Raw genomic sequence first — 5,873 nt, forward strand, 5'->3', positions numbered from 1 at the left:
GATGCCCGACCAGCCATTGGCTATAAATTGTCTTATGTTTTGATGATCTGTAGCATCTGGATGAGCCAATACCGACTGGTAATGTTCAGCAAATAGATAAAGTGTATCCTCTTTGCTCAGGTTATTTATTTGAGCGAAAGCAAATACTTTGGCGCTCCCTTGATTTTGTGTGGCATCATTACTCACATCACCATTTTTAAATGCAGTTGGTTGGTGTTTGTAATCACTCTCTATGTGTTCAATAACTTGGTTGAAGGTAATTTGATTGGCTTTTAAACCATTAAGTAGGTCACGTAATTTGTTATTCATAGATTTTGTCGTTTGATTTGCAAATTGTTGAGGTTCCTTGGACAATAACTGTCTAAGATGGGGTAATTCGACCTTCACAATTTAATTGCAGCAAATATAAGTGCCCGACTTGTAATTTTCTTTTTTTATTACTTCTTCGATCATTCCTGGTTTTTGGCCTTATCTCCGTTTAATTCGGCACGTATTTTTTGAACAAAATCCACGGTTACATCAGCAATGCGCGCGGCCTGCTCATCAGAAGACCCTAATTCTAAAATCAGGTTTTCTACTACTTTAAGACTCTTTTCTTCTATACCTTCTTCCCTGCCTTCTTCCCTGCCTTTTTCTTCGCCCTTGCGATATAAAAAGTCATTCTCCTCCTTGAAAAATTTTGTTACTGTTTCCATAGCTTTTTCAAATTGTTGTTCAACACTGTTACGCAACTGCAGTAAAATACGCAGTTGTTTAAAATACCTGCTCTCTGCAAAGTCACCTTTGGTTGCAAATTGTATGCTTTCAATGATCGACTTTACAACGTTGTAACTGTCTTCTTCATTAAAGTTAGCTAATATTCCTAACATCTTTACTTCAGGATTGTCGGACTTTAGAAATAATTTATAGTTCGCTTCCGCTATCCTGATCAGCTTAAAATCATAGTTAAAATGGTCAGTTGTTAAGAAGGTTGGCATCACAGGATGCACATCCTTTAAAAAAACAACAAATTGTTTAATAGGCAATTTATACCTCCGCATCAGCATGATATAGTACTCAGCCATGCGGTAAACCATTTCTCTCTCATCCTCTACCTGAAATTCCACTTGTAACACAAAAGTATTCCCTGCCCTGTCAGTCACTTTTTTCAGTGCATCTGGTTTTCTTTCTTTAGTATGTTGTACATCATCGGGCAGTTCCTCACTCGACTGAATTTCCAGACCAAGCATATCTTTGATAATTACCGGTAGCGTAACCTCTAGATTTTCCTTAATGATCTTATCATATTGATTGGACTGGTTTCTGTTATGATCTTGATTTGGCATTGCTCATCGTTGATTCGGCTATTTGTGGATTCTCATTTCACAATTAAGGTAATCCAAATTAACACAAAGAACCCTATTGCAAGAGGTACAAAATACAGTTAATGCTACACAAATTTCAGCAGTTTATTAGCAGATATAATCCAAATCAGGGGATCATGAACAGGGGTGAGATTTTTTAAATGAATAATTATTGCGCTATTAGAACAAGAGTAATTTTATTCATTAATAAGTAAATTTTTAATCAAACTTATCCTTCTTCTCAGTGTTATTAGGTTGATTAAAATTCTTTATAACCTTGCAAAACACACAAGCGTCATAAATTACTGTAAATCATTTATTTATAATAATTTTACTTAACTTGCAACTTATGTCAACTATTACAATACACACACAAGAAGGAATTACCCTACTCAAAAAACAATTCGAAGAACAACTTATCATCCTTAATGAAAAGTATATCAGGTGGTTCAGTGAAAGAACTCACCCCTTCACAGGCGAAACAGATCATATCTCTAACTACTTCCGTTACTACAATTCTCCAGACGGTCAAACGCAACTTCACTTAAAAGATGGTCTGCCTTTAGAAATCGGTAAAGATTGCAGGTTAGTTTTTGCTACTATTTTTGGCAATTAAGAGGTCAATTTAAATGTGCTGTGCAATGACAAAACCACTTGCCCACGCCCATTGAAAATTGTAACCACCTAACCAACCGGTAACATCCACACATTCACCGCCGAAATAAACCCCCGGTAACTTTTTACATTCTAAAGTTTTCGACGAAAGTTCGTTGGTATCAATACCACCACGCATTACTTCGGCTTTATCATAGCCTTTGTCGCCGGCAGGTTTAACCTTAAACAGGTGAATAGTATCATGAATTAACTCCATTTCTGCCTTTGTTAGAGCCGCAACAGGCTTTTCCACAGGCAGAAACTTAGTCATGGCATCAGTAAACTTACGAGTATAATAACGATTGAACAAGGTAGACAATAAGGTTTTCCCATTGCTGTTTCGCTCCTGTTCAATAAGTGATGTTATATTTTGATTTGGTAATAAGTCTATATTAATACTTTCTCCAGGTCTCCAGTAAGAAGATATCTGTAAAACCGATGGACCACTTAATCCCCAGTGGGTAAAAAGCAGATTCTCCTCAAAAGAAATTTCCTCATTGCTCACTTTACAGAAGACCGCATTGCCAGAAAGTTGTGCATACCAGGCTTCATCTTTACCGGTAATGGTTAAAGGTACGAGTGCAGGTGCAGTCTCTACAATATTCAAACCCTGTTTCCGTGCGAAACGTAAGGCAAAATCTGTGGCTCCCATTTTAGGAATCGGCAAACCGCCTGTTGCAATAACTAGTTTAGGAGCCTTTAGCTGCTTCAGTTTACCATTTTTTTCATAGCTCACCTCGTAGCCGCCATCAATAGTTGTAATATCAGTTACATTAGCATCACAGCGGATTTCCTGTTCCATGTCACGGCACAAATCTGTGAATACCTGTACTACATCCCTAGCGTTTTTGCCATCGGGAAAAAGCTGACCTAAGGTCTTTTCCTTCCCTGTTATGCCATAGGTTTCAAAAAAGTTGATAGTATCTTCTACCGTCCATTGTGTAAAAGAAGATTTCAAAAAATGTTTATTTTGAGAAATAAACTGTTCATCACTGGCAAAAAGATTGGTGTAGTTACATCGTCCGCCCCCAGAAATCAGGATCTTAGCTCCTGGCTGACTACCTTTTTCCAGTACAATTACTTTCTTCCCCAAAAATCCCGCCTGAACAGCGCACATTAATCCACATGCACCAGCCCCAATAATTATAGCATCAGCTTCCATCAATCCGTTTATATTGTTATTTTTGTGCAAAATAAGCATAACTTTTTCATATTGATATGGCAAAACAAATAAGTGATTTAAAATTAGGCATACTCGGTGGAGGCCAATTAGGGCGAATGCTCATTCAGGAGGCCATTAATTACAATGTTACCACCCTTGTTTTAGATCCAGATATTAACGCACCCTGCAAGTTCATTTCTAATTATTTTGAATGCGGCTCTATTACAGATTACGACACTGTCTATAATTTCGGCAAAAAAGCAGATGTGATTACCATAGAAATTGAAAAGGTAAATATTGAAGCCCTGGAACAGTTAGAAAAAGAAGGAAAATTGGTGTTTCCTCAGTCCAGAGTTATCCGTTTAATTCAGGATAAAGGCGTTCAGAAACAATTTTTCAAAGAAAATGATATCCCGACTTCTCCATTTGTACTCGTAAACGGTGTAGAGGAAATGAAGAACTGCGGTTTTGCACTTCCATACATTTTGAAGCAGCGCAAAGATGGCTATGATGGTAAAGGTGTGATGAAAATTGAAACCTTAAGAGACCTTGATGATGCTTTTGAAGGCCCATGTCTGATTGAGAAATTAGTGAATTTTGAAAAGGAAGTAGCCGTTATCGTCTCTCGTAACGCTAATGGTGATGTAAGAACCTTCCCTATGGTGGAAATGGAATTTAATCCAGAAGCTAATCTGGTAGAGTTTTTAATCAGTCCTTCTACCTATCCACAGCAAATACAAGAAAGAGCAGAAGTAATTGCAAAAAATATAGCCGCAGCTTTAAATATAACGGGCCTTCTGGCAGTAGAAATGTTTGTTTCTAAAGATGGCGAAATTCTGGTTAATGAGTTGGCCCCACGACCACATAACAGTGGACACCAAACAATTGAAGGCAATTACGTATCACAGTTTGGTCAACATTTACGTGCCATCTACAACCTTCCTCTTGGTGACACTCGCTGTATAACTAATTCTGTGATGATTAACCTCCTGGGTGAAAAAGGATATGAAGGCGTTGCCAAATATAAAGGATTAGAAAAAATTATGGCACTGGATGGGGTTTATGTTCACCTTTATGGAAAGAAATATACAAAACCTTTCCGCAAAATGGGCCATGTAACCGTGGTAGATCAAAACAGAGAAAGTGCGATAGAAAAAGCCAATTACATTAAACAGGCCCTGACAGTAATTTCATAAGGCAACACTGCTTAAAAAGCTAATATAATTAAGAATTTTAAAACATAAAAACATAGAGAATGAGTGCAAAGGTAGGGATAATTATGGGTAGCAAATCTGATTTGCACATCATGCAGGATGCAGCAGATATTTTAAAAGATTTTGGAATTTCTTTTGAGATGACAGTAGTTTCTGCGCACCGTACACCCGAAAGAATGTTTACCTATGCTAAAGAAGCAGCTGGCAGAGGTATAAAAGTTATTATTGCTGGCGCTGGTGGTGCTGCACATTTACCTGGTATGGTAGCTTCAATTTCTATTCTTCCTGTTATTGGCGTACCGGTAAAATCTTCTAACTCTATTGATGGCTGGGATTCTATCCTTTCTATATTGCAAATGCCAAATGGCATTCCTGTGGCCACTGTTGCACTTAACGCTGCTAAAAATGCAGGTTTGTTAGCCGCACAGATTTTAGCTACTGCAGATGTAGAACTTGCTCAAAAAATGCAGGCCTATAAAGATGAGTTGAAGAAAAAAGTAGAAGAAACAGCTGCCGATATGGAAGCCTTGTAAAGACAACATCAGGGAGTACAGAATAGCTGAAACTCCCGCTTTCTTCTGTCAAGTAGTATAGGAGCCACTCCTACCTTATTCCACACTAAAAACCAGGTTTCAATTTCTGCAATTGACGCCTCGGTATTGATTTTAATAACGAGCGTAGACTGCTTAAAAGCGGCTATCCCGATGTTAAAACACAAAGATACCAACGCATTGAACTGATTTTGTGTGAGAGGCACATGAATAGCCTTTCCAACGGCCAGTTCATAGGTTTTTACTAAATTACGGAAGAGCTGTAATGCACGTTCTTCCGTAATAGGCTCATCCTGGAGCGTAACCAGAGTTCCATCTTCATAATAAGTACAGCCAACGCCAATAGTAGCAATTCCGGCACTGTCCTGATAAGGATGTAAAACCATTCCTTCTTCCTGAAGGATAAAGTTTTCTCCGGCAGAATCTAATTTCATTAGCATACCTTTTCTTCAATGAGCATATTAAACTATTCTTAAAGTTATGCAGAAATAGTCGATTTTTTCTGTTGATTATTCAGCATGGAGAAGAGCTCCTCTTCACTACCTTCCCTTAGAAAAGTATGTATATAGTCGCCGAATATTTCCATAGTAACCTTTTTATCTTTCTTGAGCAGTGGAGTTCCTGTAAAACCAAGAAAAACAGCTTTCTGTAACATCGTTTTCATGGTGAGGTAAAGCTTTCCATTTTGAGTTTTATGACAATCATCTATCAGCACATATAGCTCCACTTCATTAGAAATTGGGTTTGTTTCCAATTCTTTAATAAAATCTTCAATATTGTCTTCAGACTTTTTACCTGATTTCTGTACCAGTGAACAAAATAACCTGGCGTTTGGCTGTCTTAAAAGTTGTAAGAGCTTTCTGCCATTTACAGCTCTTTTTATAGGCTCTTTACTATCGCTAAACATGCCCTCCAGCTGCTTGTCAAGCTCTACACTATCTGTTAAGAT

Annotated in this window: 8 protein-coding genes; 3 read left to right on the plus strand and 5 right to left on the minus strand. The window is 37.8% G+C overall.

Going from position 1 to position 5,873, the window contains the following annotated elements; genetic code table 11:
* On the minus strand, nucleotides 1–309 hold a 309-nt coding region (locus ACR2F7_RS07945), incomplete at its 3' end, for a HopJ type III effector protein (protein ID WP_432713048.1).
* Between the two features lie 140 nt (nucleotides 310–449).
* Entirely contained in the window at nucleotides 450–1,325 is an 876-nt protein-coding gene (locus ACR2F7_RS07950) for a hypothetical protein (RefSeq protein ID WP_432713049.1), read from the minus strand.
* Between the two features lie 367 nt (nucleotides 1,326–1,692).
* On the opposite strand from ACR2F7_RS07950, the gene ACR2F7_RS07955 reads away from it, so the two are divergent.
* Nucleotides 1,693–1,959 (plus strand): hypothetical protein, encoded by a 267-nt coding sequence (locus ACR2F7_RS07955; RefSeq protein WP_432713050.1) that lies wholly within the window; start codon nucleotides 1,693–1,695, stop codon nucleotides 1,957–1,959.
* Between the two features lie 9 nt (nucleotides 1,960–1,968).
* Here ACR2F7_RS07955 and ACR2F7_RS07960 read toward each other — a convergent pair whose 3' ends face one another.
* Nucleotides 1,969–3,198: an NAD(P)/FAD-dependent oxidoreductase gene (locus ACR2F7_RS07960; RefSeq protein WP_432713051.1), complete on the minus strand. Its 1,230-nt coding sequence runs from the start codon at nucleotides 3,196–3,198 to the stop codon at nucleotides 1,969–1,971.
* A 17-nt stretch (nucleotides 3,199–3,215) separates the two neighbouring features.
* Here ACR2F7_RS07960 and ACR2F7_RS07965 point away from each other — a divergent pair, with 17 nt between their 5' ends.
* Complete coding sequence (locus tag ACR2F7_RS07965; protein WP_432713052.1) at nucleotides 3,216–4,355, plus strand: 5-(carboxyamino)imidazole ribonucleotide synthase; 1,140 nt, start codon at nucleotides 3,216–3,218, stop codon at nucleotides 4,353–4,355.
* Between the two features lie 59 nt (nucleotides 4,356–4,414).
* Entirely contained in the window at nucleotides 4,415–4,906 is a 492-nt protein-coding gene (gene purE, locus ACR2F7_RS07970) for a 5-(carboxyamino)imidazole ribonucleotide mutase (protein ID WP_432713053.1), read from the plus strand.
* A gap of 8 nt (nucleotides 4,907–4,914) precedes the next feature.
* On the opposite strand, the gene ACR2F7_RS07975 is transcribed toward purE, so the two are convergent.
* Entirely contained in the window at nucleotides 4,915–5,358 is a 444-nt protein-coding gene (locus tag ACR2F7_RS07975; protein WP_432713054.1) for a lysozyme, read from the minus strand.
* Between the two features lie 44 nt (nucleotides 5,359–5,402).
* Nucleotides 5,403–5,873 (minus strand): DEAD/DEAH box helicase family protein (locus tag ACR2F7_RS07980; RefSeq protein ID WP_432713055.1); only part of this gene is annotated, 471 nt, incomplete at its 5' end.

This window comes from Pedobacter sp. (assembly GCF_045628745.1).
Taxonomy (GTDB): domain Bacteria; phylum Bacteroidota; class Bacteroidia; order Sphingobacteriales; family Sphingobacteriaceae; genus Pedobacter.

Bases quoted from the DNA above. Each gene is read 5' to 3' on its own strand.
- ACR2F7_RS07950 (WP_432713049.1), bottom strand. From the start codon at position 1,325: ATGCCAAATCAAGATCATAACAGAAACCAGTCCAATCAATATGATAAG.
- ACR2F7_RS07965 (WP_432713052.1), top strand. From the start codon at position 3,216: ATGGCAAAACAAATAAGTGATTTAAAATTAGGCATACTCGGTGGAGGC.
- ACR2F7_RS07975 (WP_432713054.1), bottom strand. From the start codon at position 5,358: ATGAAATTAGATTCTGCCGGAGAAAACTTTATCCTTCAGGAAGAAGGA.
- purE (WP_432713053.1), top strand. From the start codon at position 4,415: ATGAGTGCAAAGGTAGGGATAATTATGGGTAGCAAATCTGATTTGCAC.
- ACR2F7_RS07955 (WP_432713050.1), top strand. From the start codon at position 1,693: ATGTCAACTATTACAATACACACACAAGAAGGAATTACCCTACTCAAA.
- ACR2F7_RS07960 (WP_432713051.1), bottom strand. From the start codon at position 3,198: ATGCTTATTTTGCACAAAAATAACAATATAAACGGATTGATGGAAGCT.